The 17729-nt window shown below is 58.2% G+C and carries 22 protein-coding genes and 1 riboswitch; of the genes, 20 read left to right on the top strand and 2 right to left on the bottom strand.

The genetic code is table 11. The features are described 5' to 3' along the window. Positions 1-370 precede the first annotated feature (370 nt). The 17 genes from FD02_RS03275 to thiT all read left to right on the top strand — a co-directional run bounded on the left by FD02_RS03275 (position 371) and on the right by thiT (position 14262). On the top strand, positions 371-1054 hold the full coding sequence (locus FD02_RS03275) for a rhomboid family intramembrane serine protease (protein WP_056950410.1): 684 nt from the start codon (positions 371-373) through the stop codon (positions 1052-1054). Next, positions 1051-1296 (top strand): YqgQ family protein, encoded by a 246-nt coding sequence (locus FD02_RS03280; RefSeq protein WP_054723609.1) that lies wholly within the window; start codon positions 1051-1053, stop codon positions 1294-1296. Before FD02_RS03275 ends, FD02_RS03280 begins: the two co-directional genes overlap by 4 nt. Further along, on the top strand, positions 1289-2248 hold the full coding sequence (locus FD02_RS03285) for an ROK family glucokinase (protein ID WP_056950413.1): 960 nt from the start codon (positions 1289-1291) through the stop codon (positions 2246-2248). The genes FD02_RS03280 and FD02_RS03285 overlap by 8 nt, the downstream gene beginning before the upstream one ends. A 13-nt stretch (positions 2249-2261) precedes the next feature. Continuing rightward, positions 2262-2675, top strand: a complete 414-nt coding sequence (locus tag FD02_RS03290) for a rhodanese-like domain-containing protein (RefSeq protein ID WP_054723607.1) — start codon at positions 2262-2264, stop codon at positions 2673-2675. A gap of 87 nt (positions 2676-2762) precedes the next feature. Then, positions 2763-4052, top strand: a complete 1290-nt coding sequence (locus tag FD02_RS03295; RefSeq protein ID WP_056950416.1) for a bifunctional folylpolyglutamate synthase/dihydrofolate synthase — start codon at positions 2763-2765, stop codon at positions 4050-4052. Continuing rightward, positions 4049-4678 (top strand): HAD family hydrolase, encoded by a 630-nt coding sequence (locus FD02_RS03300; protein WP_054723605.1) that lies wholly within the window; start codon positions 4049-4051, stop codon positions 4676-4678. Before FD02_RS03295 ends, FD02_RS03300 begins: the two co-directional genes overlap by 4 nt. A gap of 56 nt (positions 4679-4734) precedes the next feature. Next, a complete protein-coding gene (radC, locus tag FD02_RS03305) occupies positions 4735-5397 on the top strand; it encodes a RadC family protein (protein WP_056950419.1) in 663 nt (220 codons plus the stop codon). 109 nt (positions 5398-5506) lie between these two features. Beyond that, positions 5507-6508 (top strand): rod shape-determining protein, encoded by a 1002-nt coding sequence (locus FD02_RS03310; RefSeq protein ID WP_056950422.1) that lies wholly within the window; start codon positions 5507-5509, stop codon positions 6506-6508. Positions 6509-6540: 32 nt separating this feature from the next. Beyond that, on the top strand, positions 6541-7401 hold the full coding sequence (gene mreC / locus FD02_RS03315) for a rod shape-determining protein MreC (protein WP_056950425.1): 861 nt from the start codon (positions 6541-6543) through the stop codon (positions 7399-7401). Positions 7402-7412: 11 nt separating this feature from the next. Further along, positions 7413-7943, top strand: coding sequence for a rod shape-determining protein MreD (gene mreD / locus FD02_RS03320; protein WP_056950796.1), 531 nt, complete (start codon positions 7413-7415; stop codon positions 7941-7943). 45 nt (positions 7944-7988) lie between these two features. Next, complete coding sequence (locus FD02_RS03325) at positions 7989-8654, top strand: septum site-determining protein MinC (RefSeq protein WP_054723290.1); 666 nt, start codon at positions 7989-7991, stop codon at positions 8652-8654. A 1-nt stretch (position 8655) separates the two neighbouring features. Beyond that, complete coding sequence (gene minD / locus FD02_RS03330; RefSeq protein ID WP_056950428.1) at positions 8656-9453, top strand: septum site-determining protein MinD; 798 nt, start codon at positions 8656-8658, stop codon at positions 9451-9453. A gap of 424 nt (positions 9454-9877) precedes the next feature. Continuing rightward, positions 9878-10534: an amino acid ABC transporter permease gene (locus FD02_RS03335; protein WP_056950433.1), complete on the top strand. Its 657-nt coding sequence runs from the start codon at positions 9878-9880 to the stop codon at positions 10532-10534. A 10-nt stretch (positions 10535-10544) separates the two neighbouring features. Next, positions 10545-11183: an amino acid ABC transporter ATP-binding protein gene (locus FD02_RS03340; protein WP_054723289.1), complete on the top strand. Its 639-nt coding sequence runs from the start codon at positions 10545-10547 to the stop codon at positions 11181-11183. Beyond that, positions 11180-11983: an amino acid ABC transporter substrate-binding protein gene (locus FD02_RS03345; protein ID WP_054723288.1), complete on the top strand. Its 804-nt coding sequence runs from the start codon at positions 11180-11182 to the stop codon at positions 11981-11983. Before FD02_RS03340 ends, FD02_RS03345 begins: the two co-directional genes overlap by 4 nt. A 73-nt stretch (positions 11984-12056) precedes the next feature. Then, positions 12057-13490, top strand: coding sequence for a cardiolipin synthase (cls, locus tag FD02_RS03350; protein ID WP_056950436.1), 1434 nt, complete (start codon positions 12057-12059; stop codon positions 13488-13490). Positions 13491-13526: 36 nt separating this feature from the next. Further along, positions 13527-13623, top strand: a riboswitch (TPP riboswitch). 45 nt (positions 13624-13668) lie between these two features. Beyond that, on the top strand, positions 13669-14262 hold the full coding sequence (thiT, locus tag FD02_RS03355; protein WP_054723287.1) for an energy-coupled thiamine transporter ThiT: 594 nt from the start codon (positions 13669-13671) through the stop codon (positions 14260-14262). Between the two features lie 45 nt (positions 14263-14307). Here thiT and FD02_RS03360 read toward each other — a convergent pair whose 3' ends face one another. Both FD02_RS03360 and FD02_RS11045 read right to left on the bottom strand, forming a co-directional pair. Further along, positions 14308-15294: an IS30 family transposase gene (locus FD02_RS03360; RefSeq protein ID WP_225352558.1), complete on the bottom strand. Its 987-nt coding sequence runs from the start codon at positions 15292-15294 to the stop codon at positions 14308-14310. A gap of 141 nt (positions 15295-15435) precedes the next feature. Then, positions 15436-15546 carry a DUF4044 domain-containing protein gene (locus tag FD02_RS11045; protein ID WP_225352557.1) on the bottom strand — a complete coding sequence of 37 codons (111 nt, stop codon included), beginning with the start codon at positions 15544-15546 and terminating at the stop codon, positions 15436-15438. A 143-nt stretch (positions 15547-15689) separates the two neighbouring features. Between FD02_RS11045 and FD02_RS03365 the strand changes: the two genes are divergently transcribed. From FD02_RS03365 to rsmH, 3 genes are all read left to right on the top strand, one after another. After that, complete coding sequence (locus FD02_RS03365; protein WP_056950439.1) at positions 15690-16007, top strand: hypothetical protein; 318 nt, start codon at positions 15690-15692, stop codon at positions 16005-16007. 187 nt (positions 16008-16194) lie between these two features. After that, positions 16195-16626 (top strand): division/cell wall cluster transcriptional repressor MraZ, encoded by a 432-nt coding sequence (gene mraZ / locus FD02_RS03370; protein WP_054723285.1) that lies wholly within the window; start codon positions 16195-16197, stop codon positions 16624-16626. A gap of 3 nt (positions 16627-16629) precedes the next feature. Further along, the gene (rsmH, locus tag FD02_RS03375) at positions 16630-17568 is read left to right on the top strand and encodes a 16S rRNA (cytosine(1402)-N(4))-methyltransferase RsmH (protein ID WP_056950441.1); all 939 of its coding nucleotides are present in this window, start codon (positions 16630-16632) and stop codon (positions 17566-17568) included. The last annotated feature ends 161 nt before the right edge of the window (positions 17569-17729 follow it).

Genomic DNA, 17729 nt, shown 5'->3' on the forward strand with positions numbered 1-17729 from the left:
CTGCAAGTACCGTGACTCCGGGTGCCTGGGGCAATTGGTCGAGCCGCGGTGCTGCACTCGCTGTGGGCCGCATGCCCTACAAATTTGTATGCTTACAGTCTAGCAGGGGAAAGCGCTGCCGACAAGCGAACAGCTAACGAACAGTAAGTAAATTTTTTCTTAAGGGCAGTTACGCACTGCTCACGGGGAAAAGTGCAATGCCAGCATCGCTGCGCTCGCGGGCAGCTTAATTGTTTCCCCGCTTTCGCGAGGAAACAATTAATGCTACACTATTGCTTGACTATGGTGGCATGCGTACGGTTTCATGGAGACCAACAACTCACCGGTTGCTGGTTTTTTTGCGTGTGTGACCACTAGAAAGGAACTTGCTATGCGAAATCCATTTTGGCGGACGCGGCTGGCCAACACGCCGTTTGTCACCTACGCGCTGCTCGCGGTGACCTTTGCGGTATTCCTGCTGGAAACCGTCAACGGCGGTAGCACGCAAACTGAGGTGCTGGTGCGCTACGGGGCCAGGTTTAATCCGTACATTATTTTGTACGGCGAGTGGTGGCGCTTCATCACCCCGATGTTTGTCCATGTCGGCTTGATGCACATTGTCGTGAATGCCGTGTCGATGTATTACCTCGGCATGCTGTCCGAGCGGCTATTTGGCCACTGGCGCTTCTTGGTGATTTATTTGGTCAGTGGCATCGCCGGCAACGTCGCCAGCTTCGTCTTCAAGCCCGAGGTGGTGTCTGCCGGGGCGTCGACCGCGATTTTTGGCCTGCTGGGCGCGTTTTTGCTGCTCGGTGACGTCTTTCGGGACAATCCCACCGTGCGCATGCTGGCGCGGCAGTTTCTGGCCATGGCCGTGATCAACTTGGCGTTTAATCTCTTCGATAGCCAAGTCGACATGGCGGGCCACATCGGCGGGCTGCTGGGCGGCTTCCTGATTGCCGGCGTGGTTGGCGCGCCGCAAATCGGCACGATGAGCACGAGTCGGCGCGTGGTGTGCGCCGCGGTGCTGGTGGTGGCCGGGGCGGTGCTACTGCGGCTGGGGTACGCGGGATGAAGACTTATTACGACGTGCTGCAGCTACTCAAGGAATATGGCACCTACATTCATGTCGGCAAGCGTTTATGGGACATCGAGCTGGCCGCCGTGGAAGTCGAACGGCTGCACCACTTGCAGCTGATCGACGACAAGACTTACGCCAGCGCGAAAATCGTGCTGCGCCACGAACACGAACGAGAAGAAAAAACGCCATTGGTGCCGCCAATGGCACCGCATGAGGAGGAAAAACACCATGAGTGACAAGAAACTAATGGGCGTCGATCTCGGTGGGACCACGGCCAAATTTGCGATTCTCACCCTTGATGGCGAGATCCAGCAACGGTGGAGCATCGACACGAATATCTTAGACGACGGGGTGCACATCATTCCCGACATCATCGATTCGATCAATGAGCACCTGAAGCTCTACAACATGCAGCCCAGCGACTTTCAAGGCATCGGCATGGGCTCGCCGGGCTCCGTCGACGTCAACGCCGGCACGGTGATTGGCGCGTACAACCTCAACTGGAAGACGCTGCAGCACCCGAAGCGCGACATCGAAGCCGGCACGGGGATTCCGTTTGCCATTGATAACGACGTCAATGTCGCGGCATTAGGCGAGCAGTGGAAAGGCGCCGGCGACGCGGCGGCCAACGTTACCTTGGTGGCCCTGGGCACCGGTATCGGCGGCGGCATCATCGCCGATGGCAAATTGCTGCACGGCGTGGCCGGCAGCGCCGGGGAGCTCGGCCACGTCACCGTTGAACCTAACGGCTACTTGTGCACCTGCGGCAAGCGCGGCTGCCTCGAAACTGTCGCCAGCGCCACCGGCGTCGTCCGCGTGGCGCGCGACATGGCCGAGGAATACGCCGGCCAGTCCGAACTCAAGCAAACCCTCGATGACGGCGACGAGATTTCGTCGAAAATCGTCTTCGACATGGCCAAGGCCGGCGACAAGCTGGCGCTGATGATTGTCGACAAGGTGGCCTATTACCTCGGTCTGGGCCTCGGCAACGTCGGCAACATGCTGAATCCGGAATATATTTTAATCGGCGGCGGCGTGAGTGCAGCCGGGGACTTCTTGTTGACACGGGTGACGGACTACTTCAAGCAGTTCACCTTCCCGAATGTCCGCGAAACCACGAAGCTGCGCCTGGCCACGTTAGGCAATACCGCGGGGGTCATTGGGGCCGCCAGCCTCGCCCGCAAGTAAGGAGAGATCAATTTTGGGCTATTTAGTTAATGTGTTATTGATTCTGGTCGGCGCCATCTTGGTGGTGTGGGGCTTTGATTGGCTGTATACCTGGTTCCGCAAGAACCGGCTGAAGGACATCGGCGGCGAGTTGACGCCCACTGCGTTTGAAACCAGCATGCGCAAGGCGCAGATCATCGATTTGCGGGAGAAGAAGGACTTCGACGCGGGCCACATTCTCGGCGCCCGCAACCTGCCGTACACGCAACTCAAGACCCGCGAAGTCGAGTTGCGCCACGACTTGCCGGTGTACGTCTACGACGAAACCGGCGATCTGTCCATTCGCGCCGCCGGGTGGATGAAGAAGCATGACTTTACCGAAGTTTATTGGTTGCAAAAAGGCTACCGCAACTGGTCCGGTAAGACGAAGAAGAAAAAGGGGCTGTAAGCCGCTAAGGCCATCTCGTGAACAGCATGAGGTGGCCTTGTTTCGTTGTGGCAGGGCATGATAGGATGAAGCAAAATGGAGGCTGTCATGAACGAAGCTGAAAGTATCGCCTATATTCACCAATTGCCGCGACTGGCCAAAACCGGCAAGCACGACCGCATCTTGCGCCTGCTGGCCGCCTTGGGCAACCCGCACCAAACCGGCGCGTATGTCCACATCACCGGCACCAACGGCAAGGGCTCGGTGGCTAACGCCGTGGCGCACATCCTTGAGGCCAGCGGGTTGACGGTGGGGTTGTTCACCTCGCCGTACATCATGCGGTTTAACGAGCGCATCATGATTGACCACCAGCCGATTCCCGCCGCGGGACTGATTGCCGCCGTAGCCGCCGGGCGCCACGCCTTGGCGACGATTCGTGTGGAAGAGCCGGCGTTTGCCGTGACGGAATTCGAGTTTATCACCGCGTTGGCGTTTTGGTATTTTGCCCAGCAAGGCGTGGACGCCGCGGTAATCGAGGTGGGCATCGGCGGCGATACCGATTCGACCAACGTGATCACGCCGGTGGTATCCGCCATCACCAGCGTCGGGTTGGATCACCAAAAGCTCCTGGGCAATACCTTAACCAGCGTCGCCACCCACAAGGCGGGGATCATCAAGCCGCAGGTGCCGGTGGTGACCGGCCACCTGCCCCAAGAAGCCGAAACCGTCATTGCCGCAAAGGTGGCCGCCACCGCCAGTCCGTGGCTGGCGCTAGACCGCGACTTTTTTGCTGAAAACGGGCGCCTGGTGGGCTGGGGCCAAAGCTTCACTTACCGGGATGACGCCGGGCGCCTGCCGGAGCTCGAGTTGCCATTAGTGGGGCAGTATCAACTCGGCAACGCCGCCGTGGCCATTGCCACGGCCAAGCAGTTTGCCCAGGCCCGGGACTGGCCGCTGAGTCCGCGGGAGATTCGCCGGGGGTTAGCGGCCAGTCAATGGCCGGCGCGGATGGAAAAAATCTCCGACGCGCCGCTGATCGTGTTAGATGGCGCGCACAATCCGCAAGGCATCAACAGCCTCATCGCCACCTTGCGCCGCGTGTTTGGCAGCCAGCCGCTGACGCTCATGGTGGGGATTTTAGGCGACAAGGATGTCGCCGGCATGGTGGCCGCCTTAGCCAAAACGCCATACCGCCTGTGGTTCGTGCCGGTGCCGGATAATCCGCGGGCGCTAGCCGTGGCGGATTATCCGGACGTGCCGAACAGCGCGCGGTTTGCCAGCTGGCAGGCAGCCCTGGCCGCGCACATGAGTGATTATGCCGATGAGCCGCTGGTGGTGGCCGGGTCGTTGTACTTGGTGGCCGCGGTGCGGCAAACCTTACTAGGAGGGGACCAATGATTCAAGCCATCTTCTTTGATTTAGACGGGACGTTGATTGATTCCGAGCGGGCCTTTTTGCGCGGCGATAGTGTCGCCGCCCACGCCATGGGCCGGCCGCTGCCGCCGGCGCACTTTCTGCCGTTGCTTGGGGCCAGCATGCAATCGGAGCACGATTTTCTCACCGCCTTGGTGGGGCCGGCCGTCGAGCAGTACAAGGACCAGGTGCGCGCCTATGTCGACGCCTGGTTTCGCACCGCGCCGGATATCGCCTTGCCCGGCGTGAGCCAGACGTTAGCGACGTTGGCGCAAACTTACCGGCTGGGCGTGGTGACCAGTTCGCGCCTGCCGCATTTGCAGCTGGCGTTGCAGCAGGCGGGCTGGACCGAGACGTTCACCTGGCTGTTTCCTTACGTCGACGGGCCGGCCAAGCCGGATCCGGCGCCGTACTTGCAGGCGTTGGCCAAGGCCAAGTTACCCGCTAGTGCCGTGGTGGCCGTTGAGGACACGCCGCTGGGGGTAGCGGCGGCCCAGGCGGCGGGATTGCGGGCGGTGCAAATCGTCGACCTCGCGCAGCCGGCGCCCGCCGCCGATGCCCGATTAAATGATTTTCAAGCGTTGCCGGCGTGGCTGGCGGCAAATGCGTAATCTTCTTAGTTGGTGGCGATGGCCACCTTTTTTGATGGCTAAGGGGAGGAATCGAGATGGCACAACCTCGCGAATTGTTGCGTGACCACGGCGCCAAAACGTTGACGGACGCCGAGTTGTTGATGGTGGTGTTAGGCAGCGGCAGTCAGGTGGCGTCGTTGGCCGAGGTGGCCGGCGGAATCACCGCGGCGTACCCCGGGTTAGCCGGCTTGGCCACGGCGCCGGTGCGGGATTTGATGCAGGTGCGCGGGCTGGGCTTGGCCAAGGCGGCCAGCGTCAGTGCCGCGGCGGAAATCGGGCGGCGGGTGCTCGAGCGCCAGTCGCTGCGCGTCGGCGATTACGCGGACTTGCCCGAGCTGGCCGAGCATTTGATGGTGCGCTTTAGCGGCGTGACGCAAGAGGTGATCATCGTCATCTTTCTCGATACGCAAAACCGGGTGATTCAAGAAACCGAGGTGGCGCGCGGCGGCATGGACAGCGCGGTGGTGGACCCGCGGGTGGTGTTTCGCCAAGGCTTGTTGGTGAACGCCGCGCAGCTGATCTTGGCGCACAATCACCCCAGCGGCGTGACCGTGCCCAGCGAGGCCGACATTGCCGTCACCGAGCGCTTCATCGGCGCCGGGCAGCTGATGGGCATGGCGTTAGCCGACCACTTGATCATCGGCGCGCACAACTACTATGCGTTTTCTGAGCACCCAGACGCGTTGTCATTAAGTTAATCATAAAGGTGCCGCTTACACCCATTCTGCTTCGTCGCCGCGCCAATTGCCCGGGGGAACTATGGTATAATTCAGAAGATGAAATTGTGCGCACGAAGGAGAGAACGACTTGTTTGGATTTGGAACAAAAAATGTAGGCATCGACTTGGGCACCGCCAATACGCTGGTGTATATCGAAGGTAAGGGCATCGTGGTCAACGAGCCTTCCGTGGTCGCCCGCAACACGCAAGACGACACGGTGATTGCCGTGGGCGCCGAAGCCCGCGCCATGATTGGCCGCACGCCGGCCAACGTCACCGCGATTCGCCCGATGAAAGACGGCGTCATCGCCGATTACGATACCACCACCGCGATGCTGAAATACTTCTTGAACAAGGCGTTTGCCGGGAAGAATGCGCATCCTGCCGTGATGGTGTGCGTCCCCAGCGGCGTCACCGAGGTCGAAAAACGGGCCGTCCAAGACGCCGCCAAGGTCGCAGGCGCCAAGGACGCTTTTGTGATTGAAGAACCCTACGCCGCGGCCATCGGTGCCGGCTTGCCCGTGATGGATCCCACCGGCAGCATGGTGGTCGATATCGGCGGCGGCACGACGGATGTGGCCACGATTTCGCTCGGCGGCATCGTGTCCAGCCGCTCGATTCGCAATGCCGGCGATAAGATGGACGAGGCGATTGTCGCCTATATTCGGGCGCACTTTAACCTGTTGATTGGGGAGCGCACCGCCGAGGAAATCAAGATGACCATCGGCAGCGCCAGCGTGGCGGCGGCCAAGGACCTCGACGATATGGCCATTCGCGGCCGCGACTTGTTGTCGGGGCTGCCGGAAACCATCGACATCACGGCCGTCGACGTCGCCAAGGCGATTCAAGAAGTGATTCAAGCCATCATCGACGCGGTGAAGGATACGCTGGAAGAAACCAGCCCGGAAATCGCCGCCGACGTCATCGACCACGGTATTGTGTTAACCGGCGGTGGGGCGTTGTTGAAGGATCTGGCCTCGGTGATTTCCGACGCGACGAAGGTGCCAGTCTTCATCGCCCAGGACCCACTGGATTGTGTGGCGAAAGGCACCGGTGAATCGCTGAAAAATCTTGACGCCTTGAAGCACTAATTAGCTCGGCTTGGCGAGAAACGGAGTTCCCCATGCACAATTTTTTCTCAAATAAACATCTGATCGTGCTGATGGTCGCGCTGTTGCTGAGCATGGGCTTGATTTCTTATTCGATCATGGTGCGCAATTCTGACGACACGCCGCCGGTGATTCAAACCATCGGTAATGACGTCGTCGGCATCGGCGGCCGCATCGTCGCCGCGCCTGGCAACTGGGTGCGCGGCGGGCTGAATGACATTCACGACCTGCTGGACACCTACAGCGAAAACCGCAAGCTGAAGGCCGAAGTCGAGGACCTGGCGCAAACCAAGGTCCGCCTGGCCACGACCCAACGCGAAAACAAGGCGCTAAAGGCCCAGCTCAAGCTCAACGGCACGCTGACGGATTACACCCAAATCAGCGCCGCGGTGATGCTGCGCTCGCCAACCGATTGGCGCAACATCATGGTGATCAACAAGGGCGCCGGCGCCGGCGTGAAGAAAAACATGCCGGTGATGGCGGGGAGCGGCTTGATTGGCCGCGTCATTGAGGTCAACCGCACCAACGCCAAGGTGGAGATGCTGACGACCGACAACAAGGCCGCCAACCGCTTTGCCGCGCAAATCACGACGAAAAACGGCGCGTTGGTCGAAGGGGTCATCACCAGTTACAAAACCACCAGCGGCGACTTGGTCATGAGCCAGCTCAACACCAACAAGGCGATTCAGCGCGGGGACCAGGTCATTACCAGCGGCCTGGGCGGCGCGACGCCCAAAGGCTTGCTGATCGGCACCGTGGCCAGCGTGCAAAAAGACGACTACGGCCTCGCCAACACCGTCACCATTAAGCCTGCCGCCAACTTCTCCGACGTCAGCGTCGTCACCGTGATTGCCCGGACGATCGAAGGTGATTAGCGGTGAGTAACATGGAAAACGAGCGGCCATTCACCGGCCACGGCTGGGTGGCCTTGTTGTTGTTCGCGGCGTTATTGCTGGAAGGGGCCGTGGCCCAGTGGCTCGGCCAGTGGCTGATGCAGCCGACGTTTATGGCCACGCCGCAATTGACCTTGATGTTGTTGATCATGCTGGCGATTTTCGTGCCGGCCGAGCGCTACTTGATTTATTTCGCGGTGGTGGCCGGGTTATTGTTCGACAGTTTTTACACCGGGATGCTGGGCATCAACACGTTGTTGTGGCCGCTGGTCGTCTTCTTGGCGGATCAGCTGCGGCCGTATATTCCGCGCACGCCGCTGTACTTGGGCGTGACCCAGATTATTTTTCTCACCGCCTATGCCGCCTGTGACTACCTGCTGAATCGCTTCACTGGGTACGGCGCGGTGGGCTGGACCAACTTGATCACCGTGCACCTGGCGCCGGGGTTATTGGTGAACATCGGGCTATTTGCAATCTGCTATTTGCCTTTACGGCGATTACTGATAAACTTAAATCAGCGCTAAAACCACCGCCGCGCGGTGGTTTTATTGATTTTAAGGAGGAGCGTTGTGGACGCAGTCACGTTAAAAGGCCGCAAAGCCGGATTTGAAATTCAATTGGCAGACGCCGCCAGCCTCGCGGAGATTCAAACGCAGCTTCAGGAATTATTGACGAAGCTGGCGCAGGATACCCCCGATGAAGGCAACGTGGAGTTTGTCTTGGAAACCGGTCAGCGCCTGCTGACTGCCGAACAAGCCGAGTCCGTCAAGGCGGTATTTGCCGACTTTGACCGCTTCACCGTCAGTGCCGTGCACGCGGCGGTGGACACGCCGGCGGCCATGCGCGAGGCGTTTTTAAGCCGGCTCGTGCACCTCAACGGCGACATCATTCGCTCGGGGCAAACCGTGACCGTCGACGGCGACGTGTTGTTTACCGGCAACCTGCACCAAGGCGGCACGCTGGCGGCTAGCGGCAGCGTGTTCATGCTGGGGCAGGCGCAAGGCGGGCTGATCATCGCCGGCAGCCACGGCGACCAAGCCGCCATCATCGCCGGGGACATTCACCACGCCGGCCAGATTCGCATCGCCGACACCATCGAAATCATCGAGAAAAAGAACCAGTATTCGGCTGATACGCTGAGCCTCATCAACGACTTACACATCTTGGATCACGGTAGCGTGACCCAGCTGGCGAAATTGCGGCCGAGATTGTTCCGGAAACTGGAGGACATGTAGCATGGGGGTATCTCTTGTTGTGACATCCGGCAAGGGCGGGGTCGGCAAGACCACCACCAGTGCCAACATCGCCACCGCCTTGGCGTTACAAGGCAAGCGCGTCGTGATGCTCGATTTAGACATCGGCCTGCGCAACCTCGACGTCGTGTTGGGCCTGTCCAACCGCATCATTTATGACATCGTCGACGTCGCCACCGGTCGCGCCAAGCTGCACCAGGCCTTGGTCAAGGACAAGCGGTTTGATGACTTGTTGTACATGTTGCCAGCCGCGCAAAACGCCGAAAAGGATTCCGTGCAGCCCGAGCAGGTGCGCGACATTGTCGCCGCCTTGCGCGACGAGTTTGACTTCATCATCCTCGACTCGCCGGCGGGCATCGAGCAGGGGTTTCGCAACGCGGTCATCGGCGCAGACGGCGCCATCGTGGTGACCACGCCGGAGATTTCCGCCGTCAGTGACGCCGATCGCGTCGTTGGCTTGCTGGAACAACACGACATGGTGTACCCGCCGCGCCTGATCATTAATCGCATCCGCGAGCACATGATGGCAGACGGCCGGTCCATGGACGTCACGGAAATCACCCAGCACCTCGGCATCGACTTGTTGGGCATCGTCGTGGATGACGACGAGGTCATCGCCAGCTCCAACCGCGGCGAAACCGTCGTGATGAATCCCGACGACCCGGCCAGCCAAGGCTACCGCAACATTGCGCGGCGGCTGTTGGGCGAAAGTGTGCCGCTGATGAACATCGAGCAAAAAAAAGTCGGCTTCTGGGCAAAATTATTTCACCGGCAGGGTTGACAACAAATGAGTTTATGATTAGAGTAAGTGACAATACAAAAAGCGTTGAGTGGAATCGCGATGCTGAACTCGTCTGAAGAGAGCCTGGAGGGATGGAAACCGGGTGGCGAACAGTGTGGCACACATCCATGAGTCCATCGTTGAACGAAGTAGGCGATGGCGGCTGGGCTCGTTATCGCCGTGGTTGAGAAACGACATAAGGTTGCGGTGGTGACACCGTGACGTGCATGAGGTGGAACCGCGGTACGCCGCCCTCTAGTAGCTTGCTACTGGTGGGTGGCTTTTTGTTTTTTCTCAACCACATGAGGCTGTGGCGGTGACGTCGCGGCAATCATCGGTGGTACCACGCATTGCGTCCGATTAGGCTGAGGCCTAGTCGGGCGCTTTTTTCATTCAACGCAATTCATTCATAGGAGGCAGTAAAATGACATATATCATGCAGATTTTGCCGGCATTATTATCCGGCTTGAAGCTCACGTTGGGGTTATTCGCCTTAACGCTGGTCGGGGCCTTGCCATTGGGCATGGTCCTGGCGGTGGGGTTGGTGCCGCACGTCAAATCGATCATCGGTCGCATCATCAATTGGGTGCTCACCGCCTATGTGTGGCTGTTCCGCGGCACGCCGCTGTTGTTGCAGTTGATCTTCGTCTTTTACGGGCTGCCGCTGGTCGGCATCGTGTTTGACCGCTTCAACGCCGCGGCGTTTGCCTTCATCCTTAACTACGCCGCCTACTTCGCCGAAATTTTCCGCGGTGGCTTTGGCGCCATCGAGCAAGGACAGTTTGAAGCCGCCACGGTGTTGAACCTGACGCGCTGGCAAACCTTGCGCTACGTGGTGATTCCCCAGGTGCTGAAAATCGTCCTGCCGTCCATCGGCAACGAAGTCATCAACCTGGTCAAGGATTCCAGCCTGGTGTACGTCATCGGCTTGGGCGACTTGCTTCGCGCCGGCAACGTCGCCACCTCGCGCGACGTGACCCTGGTGCCGCTGGTCTTAGTCGGGATCATTTACCTGCTGCTCACCGCGATTTTCACCTTCTTGCAACGTCGGGTGGAAAAAGCCTTTGCGTATTACCGTTAGGAGGGTGCTCATGTTAGAACTGAAAAATATTACCAAGGCCTTTAATGGCACCCCGGTGTTGACCGGGGTTAGTCTCACCATCGCCGATTCCAAGACGCTGGCCGTCGTCGGCCCCAGCGGCGCCGGCAAAACCACGCTGTTGCGCATCATCAGCGGTTTGGACACGGCGGACAGTGGGGAATTCATATATAACGGTGCCACCACCACGCCGGCCCAGTTGCGCAAAGACGGCGTCATCGGCGTTGTGTTCCAAGGCTTCGAGCTGTTTCCAAACCTCAGCGTGTTGGAGAACATCACGCTGGCGCCGAAGCTGCAAGGCACCAGTCCACAAGACGCCAAGCAGCAGGCGATGACATTATTGACCCAGCTGGATTTGCCGGATCAAGCCAACAGCTATCCCTACGCCTTATCCGGTGGCCAAAAGCAGCGCGTCGCCATCGCCCGGGCCTTGGCCTTAAATCCTGAAATCCTGCTGTACGACGAGCCAACCAGCGCCTTGGATCCGAACCTGCGCGACAGCGTGGCCAGCCTGATCGACAGCGTCAAGCAACAAGGCATGACGCAGGTGGTGGTCACCCATGACATGGCCTTTGCCGAAGCCGTGGCGGACACCACGTACCAGGTGCAAAAGGCAGGTGAGGCGCAATGAGGAAGTGGTTAATCGGGTTGCTCGCCGGCTTGGCGTTGTTCGCCACTGCCGGGTGCGCCCGCACGAAAGCGGCCAACTCCTGGCCGCGCATTCAGCAAGACAAAACGGTGGTGGTTGGCTTGGATGATTCCTTCGTGCCGATGGGGTTTCGGGCCAAAAGCGGCAAGCTTGAAGGCTTCGACATCGATTTGGCCAAGGCCGTGTTCAAGCTTTACGGCGTGAAGGTCAGCTTCCAGCCCATCGAGTGGTCGATGAAGGAAACCGAGCTGAAGAACCAAACCATCGACTTGATTTGGAACGGCTACTCAGTGACTCCCGAGCGGGCCAAGCAGGTGCGGTTTTCTGATGACTACCTGGTCAACCACCAGCTGCTGGTAACCAAGCGCAAGGATAACGTCACCAGTTTTGCCGCTATGAAGGGCAAGACGCTCGGCGTGCAAACCGGCTCCAGTGGCGCCGCGGCGCTTGACGCCAAGCCGAAGCTGCTCAAGCAATACATCGCCAAGCAGAATCCGGTGTTGTATGACACCTTCACCGACGCGTTTTTGGATCTCAACGCCGGGCGGATTCAAGGCATTTTCATGGACGAGGTATACGCGCGCTACTACATCGCCCACCAACCCGACCCGAGCAGCTACCGCGTCCTCACCGGCGACTTTGACGCCGAGGACTTCGCGGTGGGCATGCGCAAGTCCGACACCGAGTTGCAGCAAAAAATCAACGCCGGCTTTAAGACGTTGACCAAAAACGGCACCATGGCCAAGCTCAAGCACAAGTGGTTTGGCAACGCCGCAGATTAATTGACAGGCCCCTTGCCCGCGCAGGCAAGGGGCCTGTTGTGGTAAAGTTAAGGGCGTGAAAGGGGGTGGGCGCATGTGGCTCGGGCTAAGCATTCTGGGCATCATCATCATTAACGCCGTGAGTGCCATCATCACGGTGTTCCGCCAGCCGCGAGACATCGCCGCGACTTGGGGCTGGTTATTGGTCTTATTGCTGCTGCCGGTCATCGGGTTTTGCCTGTACTGGCTGTTTGGCCGCAAGCTTTCCAGCAAAAAGCTCAATACCTTGGCGACGCAGCAACACCTCGGCATCGACACGCTGATCGCCGGGCAACAAGAGGCCGTCGCCGTCGGGTCGCCCTTAATCAACACCAGCGCGCCGGCGGGCCTGCCGATTCTCGTGCGGACGCTGTTGCAAGTCGACGGGGCATTGGTCACGACGATGAATGACGTCCACCTGATTGCCGCCCGCGACCAGTTCACCGCCAGTTTAATGAAGGATGTCGCCGCGGCGGTGAATCACATCCACATCGAGGCCTACACCATCGAACCCGACGCCACCGGCCAACACCTGGTGGCCTTGCTGACGAAAAAAGCCAGCGAAGGCGTGCGGGTGCGGGTGATCTACGACAGCCTCGGCTCACACCGGCTGACCCGGAAGTTTTGGGCGCCGCTGCGCGCCGCCGGGGGCCAAGTCGAGCCGTTTTTTGCCACCAAGCTTGGGCGCATCAACCCCCGCGTGAACTTCCGTAACCACCGCAAGCTCACCGTGATCGACGGCACCATCGGCTACATGGGCGGCTTTGACATCGGTAGCTCGCCGCATCACCTGCCCATTCACCGTGACACCCAGCTGCGCATCACCGGGCAGGCGGTGGCGGTGCTGCAGGCGCAATTTTTCCTGGATTGGAACACCACGGCGAAGATTCAAAAAGTGCACTTCCAGCAAAGTTATTTTCCGGCGCCGGCCGATACCGGCACCACCGCCATGCAAATTGTCGCCGGTGGCCCGGAACAGCCGATGGCGGCCTTAAAACTAGGGTATCTGCGCCTGTTGACGCTCGCCAAGGCCAGCATCTGGCTACAAACGCCGTACTTTGTGCCGGATGACAGCCTGCTAGACGCCTTAACCATCGCCGCCAACGCCGGCATCGACGTCAGGATCATGGTGCCGGTGCGCACTAACCAGCCGCTGATGGCCAAGGCGTCACAGTATTACCTCGACGTGATGGTGCAACGCGGGGCAAAGGTCTATCGCTACACGAACGGTTTCTTGCACGCCAAGACGATTGTGGTCGACGAAGCGTATGTCGCCACCGGCACGGCGAACTTCGACTTGCGTAGCTTCACATTGAATTTCGAGCTGGCGGCGTTTATTTATGATCGCCACTTGGCCCGGGAAGCCGCCGCGTTGTTCACCGCGGACATGGCGCATACCGTGCGGTACACCAAGGCGATGGTGGCGGCCAAGCGCCGCGGCCAGCGGCTCAGTGGGGAATTGTCAAGATTACTCGCACCAATTTTGTAAGCGTGGTATAATTGTCCTGTTAAGTGAATACGAGCAACCATCACAAAGGGGAGCCATTGGCTGAGAGTGGACTTGTCCAGACCCTTCGAACCTGTTCGTTAATACGAGCGTAGGGATTGTGTTGGCCGTGCAAACGGTCTTCTTTGTGTCGGTAACTCGAACAAGGGAGGCTTTTCTTATGGGAAGAACAAAGAACTTAACGGTACTTGTTGAAGTGGCGATTATCGCCGCGTTTGCCATGGCGTTGGAGTACTTACCGCACTCGATTAACGCCATTCAGGTCAATTACGGGTTGATCCCCGTGACGGTGTTGGCGCTGCGGCGCGGCACCAAGCCGGCGCTGGCTGCCGGGTTAGTTTGGGGCCTGTTGGACTTGTTGCTGCGTGGCTTAAGCGACGGCGGCGTGCTCAACGTGGTGCAAGGGATTCTCGAATACCCGATCGCCTTTACCGTCGTCGGCTTTGCCGGCTTGGTGGCGCCTGCGTTTCAATCTGCCTTGCACGCCGGCCACAAGAACCGCGCGGTAGCGCTGGCTTGGGCTAGTGTCTTGATCGGCACCTTCATCAAGTACTTCTGCCATTTTCTGGCGGGGTGGGTGTACTGGGGCAGTTACGCACCCAAGGGCCAGGCCGCTTGGCTGTATTCGCTGATTTCTAACGGCAGCTCCGCGGTGGGCTCGAGCATCTTGGCCATCGTGGTGGTCAGCGCGCTGGTCTTGATTGCTCAGCACCTGTTTGTCCCGAAGCCGACGCAAAGCTTGCGCCAGGCGTAGTGCAAAAGACGAGTCGCTGACTCGTCTTTTTTTGGCCCGGAATTGTCAATCCAAGTGGAACATCTCTGACCAGAAGACTTCCAGCGCTGATTTCCAATCAAACATCTTGCGTGGTCTTGTATTGATCTGCCACACCATCTGATTGATTTCGTCGTCTGAGATTGTAGCAATGTCTGTTCCTTTGGGGATATATTCTCTAATCAACCCATTTGTATTTTCATTACTTCCTCTAGCCCAGGGAGTGTGGGGATTTGGAAAATAGAACTCCACGTTATATTCATTTGTGAGATCCCTATGACATCGAAATTCTTTACCGCGATCAGGAGTGATTGTGGCAAGTATTTGATGCGGAATCTTTGCGAACATCGCTTTCAATGTCTCGAGAACAGGCAGTGCCTTTCTACCTGAGGCTCTTTGCGCCAACAACAACCGGCTGCGTCGATCAATCATGGTGACCAATACGTCGCCACCATCTCGGCCAACGACAGTATCCAATTCCCAGTCTCCAATCCGTGAACGTGTGTTAGCTTCTGTTGGCCTCTCGGCCAATTTATGTGAGATTGGAATCTTTCCTCGTTTCTCAACGTAGCCTTTCTTATGTCTCGTTTTACCTCGATGTCGCAATTTGCGGGCGATACCTCTAGCACCATGATTCTTGGGAAAACCAAGATTATGTCGATAGATCTCACGGTAGATTGTGACAAAGCTACACGGGCTGGATCCTTTGATACGTTGATAGTTTCCTACAATTTGTTCTGGTGACCAATGATTATCTTGGATAGCGCTGAGTACAGCACGGCACAGCGCCTTGTCTTCAAAGATTCGATGGCGGTGGCAAGCTTGACGCCTTTTGAGATAATCCTTGTGTGCTGATAACGCCTTGTACTCCTTAGCACAGCGGTGAACTTCTCTAGAAATTGTGCTGACACTTCGATTTAAGCGTGTAGCTATTTGGCGAAATGATAACCCAAGTTGAATAAAAGACTCTATACGACCACGTTCAATAGCTGTAAGCTGATAGTAATGGCTCATTAGGAAACCTCCGTATGATGGTTGTTCTCGACAAACAACATTCTACGCTGTCTCCTGGTGAGTCAGTCTTTTTTCGCAATGTTCCACTTCAACTGTAAATTCAAGGCCAAAAAAAAGCTAGGCGTGCGGCCTAGCGAAGCACTATTGTAAGACACTGAAGATCACTGCCACCGAGCCGGCGACTGTGACAATCAACATCGCCCAGGCGGCGATGTGCGTAATGACCCAGAACTTTGTCCGCTTTTGTTTCACCAGAGCCACCTCCCGTCCATTTATTTCTCCCCGTCATGATACCCGATTTTCGTGGCGCTGGCAACCGGGTTGGGCCTTTCTAGTTCTCGGTAAAACCGGTATGATAGAGAAAACGGAAAGGTGGCGGCCGAATCTTGCGAGTGATGGCAATCGTCGTGCCCATCATCTGGGCAATCGGGTTAGCAGTGGCAGTGTTGCGCTGGCAGTATCGCGGGCGCCTGGCGTATTTTGGCTTGGCCGCCGTGGCCTTGATTGCCACAGCCGGCTTGACGCTGGCGGCGGCACCCAACTACATTTGGACCGTGTTGTTCGCCGCCGTGGCGTTGGCAATCGGCGTGGTGGTGATGGTGGTCAGCCGGGATGCTGACTTTCTGCTCACCACTTACGCCCACTGGGTGAGTCGCGTGTTGGCGTTGGCCACCATGGTGTGGTGGTTAGCAGGGATTTTTATCGGGGAATAAGGATTTTCCCCCACCGCCGCACCACCTTGAGTAAGCCTTGGAATCGTTGAGATTTCAAGGCTTTTTTGTTGCCCGAAAATTTGTTCGCGCTTGAAACAAATTTGTCAAGACAAATTTGTGGGGTTTTGTGGAGGAGAGTGGGGGGATGTGGTAGACTGTACCTATCATCCAAAAAGGAGGGGTTGTTATGCTGATGGGCGAATTTCACCACAGCATCGATGCGAAGGGCCGCTTGATCGTTCCGGCCAAGTTTCGTGAGACGCTGACCCCGACTTTTGTACTCACTCGGGGCATGGACGGTTGCCTGTTCGGCTACCCCCGAGATGAATGGACGAAGCTACAAACCAAGCTCGCCACCTTGCCACTGACCAAGAAAGACGCGCGGACCTTTACTCGCTTCCTGTATTCCGCGGCCACCGAGTGCGAGCTGGACAAGCAAGGCCGGATCAACATTCCGGCGCCGCTGATTCAACACGCGGACTTAACCAAGGAATGCGTCCTCGTCGGCGTGGCTAACCGCATCGAAGTGTGGAGTCAGGCGCGGTGGGACAGCTTTGAAACCACCGCTGAAGACAGCTTCGATGACATCTCCGAAAATCTTGAAGAGTTTGGACTGTAAGCCATGACTGAATATACGCACGAAACGGTTTTACTTCACGAAGCGGTTGATGAACTGGCCGTGCAGCCCACCGGCACCTACGTCGATGCGACGCTGGGGCGGGCTGGCCACACCAAGCGCCTACTCAGCCAGCTCACCTCTGGCCAGCTGTACAGCTTCGATCAAGACGCTGCGGCGATCACGGCGGTAGAAGCGGACATGGCGCCGTTGCCGGCCAATTTGCACCTGGTGCACGCCAACTTCCGGGACTTGCAAAGCACGCTGGCCACGTTCGGCGTCACGCAGGTCACCGGGGTGTTATACGACCTCGGGGTCAGCTCGCCGCAGTTTGACGATTCCACTCGCGGCTTTAGCTACCGCTTCGATGCCCCGTTAGACATGCGAATGGATCAAAGCCAGGCCCTGACCGCCAAGACGGTGGTCAACGAGTGGTCGTTCAACGACTTGGTCAGAATCTTTTCCCGTTACGGTGAAGAGAAATTTGCCAAGCCCATCGCCCGGCAAATCGAGCGGGCCCGCGCCGAGCGACCAATCGAAACGACCTTTGAACTGGTCGACTTGATTAAGGCCGGGATTCCGGCCAAGGCGCGCCGCACCGGCGGCCACCCGGCGAAGCGGGTGTTTCAAGCCATTCGCATCGCCGTCAACGACGAGCTGGGCGCCTTAGAGGCGAGCCTGACGCAGGCGTTAACGCTGCTGGCGCCAGGGGGGCGCATCAGCGTCATCACCTTCCAGTCGCTGGAAGATCGCCTAGTCAAGACCATGTTCAAGGAAAAAACGTCCGTCCAAGATGTGCCACGTGATTTGCCGGTGATTCCGGCTAGCGCGCAACCGGATTTCACCTTAATTACCCGCAAACCGGTGCTACCGAGTGCCGGCGAGCTCACTGAGAATCATCGGGCCCACAGCGCAAAGCTGCGCGTCATCGAAAAACGTTCGTAAGGGGTTGTCATTATGATGGAGAATACCGCACGTCAATTCACAGAATACGCTGAACCAATTCCGGCACCGAAGCCGCATGTTGAACCGGTGCCGGTACCGGTGGCCGCCCCGCGGCACATCGCGTTTAGCCCCTTAGAACGACTCCTCAGTGTCTGTTGTGG

The sequence above is a fragment of the Lacticaseibacillus nasuensis JCM 17158 genome (assembly GCF_001434705.1).
Classification (GTDB): Bacteria; Bacillota; Bacilli; order Lactobacillales; family Lactobacillaceae; genus Lacticaseibacillus; species Lacticaseibacillus nasuensis.

What these genes read in the sequence shown, in the direction of transcription:
- thiT (WP_054723287.1), top strand. Translation starts at nt 13,669, where the DNA reads ATGGGAAGAACAAAGAACTTAACGGTACTTGTTGAAGTGGCGATTATC.
- FD02_RS03280 (WP_054723609.1), top strand. Translation starts at nt 1,051, where the DNA reads ATGAAGACTTATTACGACGTGCTGCAGCTACTCAAGGAATATGGCACC.
- FD02_RS03365 (WP_056950439.1), top strand. Translation starts at nt 15,690, where the DNA reads ATGGCAATCGTCGTGCCCATCATCTGGGCAATCGGGTTAGCAGTGGCA.
- FD02_RS03335 (WP_056950433.1), top strand. Translation starts at nt 9,878, where the DNA reads ATGACATATATCATGCAGATTTTGCCGGCATTATTATCCGGCTTGAAG.
- FD02_RS03345 (WP_054723288.1), top strand. Translation starts at nt 11,180, where the DNA reads ATGAGGAAGTGGTTAATCGGGTTGCTCGCCGGCTTGGCGTTGTTCGCC.
- mreD (WP_056950796.1), top strand. Translation starts at nt 7,413, where the DNA reads ATGGAAAACGAGCGGCCATTCACCGGCCACGGCTGGGTGGCCTTGTTG.
- FD02_RS03340 (WP_054723289.1), top strand. Translation starts at nt 10,545, where the DNA reads ATGTTAGAACTGAAAAATATTACCAAGGCCTTTAATGGCACCCCGGTG.
- rsmH (WP_056950441.1), top strand. Translation starts at nt 16,630, where the DNA reads ATGACTGAATATACGCACGAAACGGTTTTACTTCACGAAGCGGTTGAT.
- cls (WP_056950436.1), top strand. Translation starts at nt 12,057, where the DNA reads ATGTGGCTCGGGCTAAGCATTCTGGGCATCATCATCATTAACGCCGTG.
- FD02_RS03275 (WP_056950410.1), top strand. Translation starts at nt 371, where the DNA reads ATGCGAAATCCATTTTGGCGGACGCGGCTGGCCAACACGCCGTTTGTC.
- radC (WP_056950419.1), top strand. Translation starts at nt 4,735, where the DNA reads ATGGCACAACCTCGCGAATTGTTGCGTGACCACGGCGCCAAAACGTTG.
- mraZ (WP_054723285.1), top strand. Translation starts at nt 16,195, where the DNA reads ATGCTGATGGGCGAATTTCACCACAGCATCGATGCGAAGGGCCGCTTG.
- minD (WP_056950428.1), top strand. Translation starts at nt 8,656, where the DNA reads ATGGGGGTATCTCTTGTTGTGACATCCGGCAAGGGCGGGGTCGGCAAG.
- FD02_RS03300 (WP_054723605.1), top strand. Translation starts at nt 4,049, where the DNA reads ATGATTCAAGCCATCTTCTTTGATTTAGACGGGACGTTGATTGATTCC.
- FD02_RS03285 (WP_056950413.1), top strand. Translation starts at nt 1,289, where the DNA reads ATGAGTGACAAGAAACTAATGGGCGTCGATCTCGGTGGGACCACGGCC.
- FD02_RS03360 (WP_225352558.1), bottom strand. Translation starts at nt 15,294, where the DNA reads ATGAGCCATTACTATCAGCTTACAGCTATTGAACGTGGTCGTATAGAG.
- mreC (WP_056950425.1), top strand. Translation starts at nt 6,541, where the DNA reads ATGCACAATTTTTTCTCAAATAAACATCTGATCGTGCTGATGGTCGCG.
- FD02_RS03295 (WP_056950416.1), top strand. Translation starts at nt 2,763, where the DNA reads ATGAACGAAGCTGAAAGTATCGCCTATATTCACCAATTGCCGCGACTG.